Genomic DNA, 4,001 nt, shown 5'->3' with positions numbered 1-4,001 from the left:
CGCCGCGGGCGTCCTTGTCCGAACGGCGGCCACCGCGCTCCTCGCGGCCCGCCGGGCGGGCGCCGCCACGGCCGCGGCCACGGCCCTTGGATTCCAGCGCCTCGGTCATTTCCTCCGCGCTCACCGGGTCGATGCCCTCGATGGTGATGCGCGGAATCTCGCGCCCGGTCAGGGATTCGATGGCGGCCAGCAGCTTGGCGTCATCGGCGGTGGCGATGGAATAGGCATGGCCCTCGCGCCCGGCGCGGCCGGTGCGGCCGATGCGGTGGACGTAATCCTCCGCATGGAAGGGCAGGTCGAAGTTGAAGACGTGGGAGAGGCCGCCGATGTCGATGCCGCGCGCGGCGACATCGGAGCAGACCAGCAGCTGCAGCTCGTTGTTCTTGAACTTCTCCAGCGTAGCGAAGCGCATGGACTGCGCCAGGTCGCCATGCAGGGCGCCGACCGAGAAGCCGTGCTTGGTCAGGCTCTTGTAGAGCACGTCCACGTCACGCTTGCGGTTGCAGAAGATCAGCGCGTTCTGCACCGGCTCGCGCCGCAGCAGCTTGCGGAGCGCGCGGCGCTTCTCGCCTTCCGGCACGATGGCCAGGCCGGTGGTGATGGTGGTGGCCACCGAGGCGGGCGCGGAGACCGTGATCTCCTTCGGGTTCTGCAGGAAGGCGTCGGCCAGCTTGCGGATCTCGGGCGCCATGGTGGCGGAGAAGAACAGCGTCTGGCGCAGCGGCGGCAGCATGGAGACGATGCGCTCGACATCGGGGATGAACCCCATGTCCAGCATGCGGTCCGCCTCGTCGATCACCAGCACCTTGCAATCGGCCAGCATGACGCGGCCACGATCGAAAAGGTCCAGCAGCCGGCCCGGCGTCGCGATCAGCACATCGACGCCCTGGTTCAGCGCGTCCGTCTGCTCCGCCATGCTCTCGCCGCCGATCAGCAGCGCATGGGTCAGCTTCATGTGCTGGCCGTATTTCACGAAGTTCTCGGCCACCTGGAGGGCCAGCTCGCGCGTCGGCTCCAGGATCAGGCTGCGCGGCATGCGGGCCTTGGCGCGGGAGCCGGCCAGGATGTCCATCATGGGCAGCACGAAGGAGGCGGTCTTGCCCGTGCCGGTCTGGGCGCAGCCCAGCACGTCGCGGCCCATCAGCACGATGGGGATCGCCTGTTCCTGGATCGGCGTCGGGTGCAGGTAGCCGACGTCCTCGACCCCCTTCAGCAGCAGCTCGGACAGGCCAAGGTCGGCGAAGACGGTGCGGGGTGCCTGCTCGGCCTCCGCTTCCTCGTCCTGCTCGCGGTTGGCGGCATCCTCGGCGGCCATCAGCGACTCCGCCGTCAGCTCAACCGTCGCGGGCGCTTCCGGCGGGCCAGCCGCCGGTTCGGCGCCGGGCAGGGCGTCCGGCGGGGGCAGGGCATCGGAATGCTCGTTTTCGGCCGCGGCATCCGCGGGCGTGACAGGCTGATCGCTCAAGTGCAGTGGGTCCCTTCGCCGACCATGCGGCGGGCCTCATGGGGGCACATCGTGCCGGCCGGTCACGCGCGATCCGCGCGGCCCTTCATCCGGCATCGGCGCCCCTATGCGCCGGAAGCCGCTTCTTGGCAAGGTTTTCGGGCCATTTACCCGGCTTTTTGGCGCGGTTAACTGCTTGGAACCGCCCTGCCCGAGGAAAGCCGCCGCCGATGCCCCTCCATTCCCTGCTGCTGCTGCCCGGCCTGCTTTGCGACGAGCGGCTCTGGCGCGACCAGATCGCCGGCCTGAGGGACATCGCCACCTGCCAGGTGGCGGACACCACCCAGGATGCCAGCCTGGGCGAGATGGCGCTCCGTGCCCTGGCCGTGGCGCCGCCGCGCTTCGCGCTGGCCGGGCTCTCCATGGGCGGCTACCTGGCGCTGGAGATCATGCGCCGGGCGCCGGAGCGGGTGACGCGGCTGGCACTGATGGATACCGGCGCCCGCCCGGATACGGAGGAACAGTCGCGCCGCCGGCGGGGGCTGATGTCGCTGACGCGCTCCGGCCAGTTCAAGGGCGTGACGCCGCGCCTGCTGCCCAGCCTGCTGCATCCCGCGCATCTGGATGGCCCCCTGGGCTTCGAGGTGCGGGACATGGCGGAGCGCATCGGCCGCGAGGCTTTCCTGCGGCAGCAGCAGGCCATCCTGCAGCGGCCGGATTCGCGCCCCATGCTGCCCGGCATCGCGGTGCCGACCCTGGTGGTGGTGGGAGAGCAGGACCAGCTCACCCCGCCGGAACTCTCCGAGGAGATGGCCGCCGCCATTCCCGGCGCGCGGCTGGAGCGGGTGCCGCAAGCCGGCCACCTGCCGCCGATGGAGCAACCCCAGGCCATCACCGGCCTGATGCGGGAATGGCTTCAGGGCGCCTGAGCCCCCGGCTTCAGGATTCGGCAAGGGGCAGGGGCGCAGGCTGCGGCGATGCGCCCTGTCCGCCGCCCCCTCCTGCCGCGCCGTGGCCTCCTGGCGCTGCCCGCCCTGGCGGCCTGCCCCGCCAGGGCGGGCAGTGCCATGCCGCCCGATGCGCCGCCGCCGCTGCGCGCCGCCTGGAAGGACTTCCGCGCCCGCTTCCTGCTGCCGGAAGGGCGGGTGGTGGATACCGGCAATGGCGGCATCTCGCATTCCGAGGGGCAGGGCTGGGCGCTGTTCTGTGCCGTGCGCTGCGACGACCGCGCCTCCTTCGACCGGCTGCTGGATTGGACCCGGCGGGCGCTGCGCCGGCCGGAGGACCGCCTGCATGCCTGGCGCTACCGCCCGGGGGTGGCGCAGGCGCGGTCGGACCGCAACAATGCCTCGGATGGCGACCTCTTCATCGCCGCCGCCCTGCTGCTGGCTGCCCGCCGCTGGGCACAGCCGGCCTATGCCGAGGCCGGCCATGCCATCGCCCACGACATCCTGCGCCTGCTGCTGCGGCAGGTGGCTGGGCGCACCGTGCTGCTGCCCGGCGCCACGGGCTTCGAGGAAGCGGAGGGCGTGGTGCTCAACCCTTCCTATTATGCCTTTCCCGCCATCCGCCTGCTGGCGCGGGCGGTGCCGGACCCGGCCTGGCTGCGGCTGGTGGCCGATGGGCTGGGGCTGTTGCGCGCCGCCCGCTTCGGCCGCTGGGGCCTGCCGCCGGACTGGCTGATGCTGCGGCGGACGGATGGTGCCCTCAGCCTGGCGCCGGGCTGGCCGCCGCGCTTCTCCTATGACGCGGTGCGCGTGCCACTCTACATGGCCTGGGCGGGATTGGCCGATGAGCCGCCGGTGCGGGCGGCGCTGGCATTCTGGGGCGATCCTGGCCACCCGCATCTGCCCGCCTGGACCGATCTGGGCAGCAACCAGGTCTCGCCCTATCCCGCCGGGGAGGGAATCGCCGCGATCCACCGGCTTGTCACGAATAACAGGCTGAAGCTTGGCCATGAGATTGCGGCGGTGCCGCTGAAAAATACCGACGATTACTACGGGGCTATCCTGAAAATCATGAGCGCTCTTGCTGATATGGAAATCTCTTAAAAATAAGACGATATATTGTTATCACAGCGTGAAAATCTGGTTCCGTTTAGCTGTTCCAAATTGCATTCTATGAAGGGTTAGGGACTGGTAGCAGTGGATGGGACAGGATCGTGACGTTGCGAGGGTGGCCGCGGCTCTGCGCGCACCCGTTATCCGCTACCGCAATTTCGGCAATGGCCCGCTGAGACATCCGCCCCGGCTCACAGTTCCTGCCGCCGAAGTTCCTGCCCAGGCCCCGGATGCCGTGGCGCCGCAGACTGGCCATGGCAGCCCTGCACCGGAGGTTTTCCCTCCAGCCGACAGGAATGCTGCGGCTTCGCAATCCATGGTTGATTTCGTGCGGTCCAGGCCCGCCACGGCCCCCATCGCCGCGCCGCCGCCTGTGATCCATATTCCGCCGCAGCCTGTCGCCCCCGCGCCCCCGTCGGAAGCGCCGGCAGAAGAGCCTGTCGCCGGGCCGGTGCCGCCGCCCATTGCGGAGATGCCCGCCTCCGCGGAGCCGCCCT

At 70.2% G+C, this 4,001-nt stretch carries 3 protein-coding genes; 2 read left to right on the top strand and 1 reads right to left on the bottom strand.

Annotation, left to right across the window (positions count from 1 at the left end):
- Positions 1-1,315: DEAD/DEAH box helicase (locus tag IBL25_RS24715; protein ID WP_238940648.1), on the bottom strand; the 1,315-nt coding region annotated here is incomplete at its 3' end.
- A gap of 188 nt (positions 1,316-1,503) precedes the next feature.
- Here IBL25_RS24715 and IBL25_RS24710 point away from each other — a divergent pair.
- Complete coding sequence (locus tag IBL25_RS24710) at positions 1,504-2,373, top strand: alpha/beta fold hydrolase (RefSeq protein WP_187781116.1); 870 nt, start codon at positions 1,504-1,506, stop codon at positions 2,371-2,373.
- Between the two features lie 48 nt (positions 2,374-2,421).
- Positions 2,422-3,495 carry a glycosyl hydrolase family 8 gene (locus tag IBL25_RS24705; RefSeq protein WP_187781115.1) on the top strand — a complete coding sequence of 358 codons (1,074 nt, stop codon included), beginning with the start codon at positions 2,422-2,424 and terminating at the stop codon, positions 3,493-3,495.
- Positions 3,496-4,001: the final 506 nt, after the last annotated feature.

The organism is Pseudoroseomonas ludipueritiae (assembly GCF_014490445.1).
GTDB lineage: Bacteria > Pseudomonadota > Alphaproteobacteria > Acetobacterales > Acetobacteraceae > Pseudoroseomonas > Pseudoroseomonas ludipueritiae.
This window is presented reverse-complemented; position numbering and strand designations above follow the sequence as displayed.

Excerpts from the sequence above, each read along its gene's own strand:
- IBL25_RS24710 (WP_187781116.1), top strand. The coding sequence starts at position 1,504 with ATGGGGGCACATCGTGCCGGCCGGTCACGCGCGATCCGCGCGGCCCTT.
- IBL25_RS24705 (WP_187781115.1), top strand. The coding sequence starts at position 2,422 with ATGCGCCCTGTCCGCCGCCCCCTCCTGCCGCGCCGTGGCCTCCTGGCG.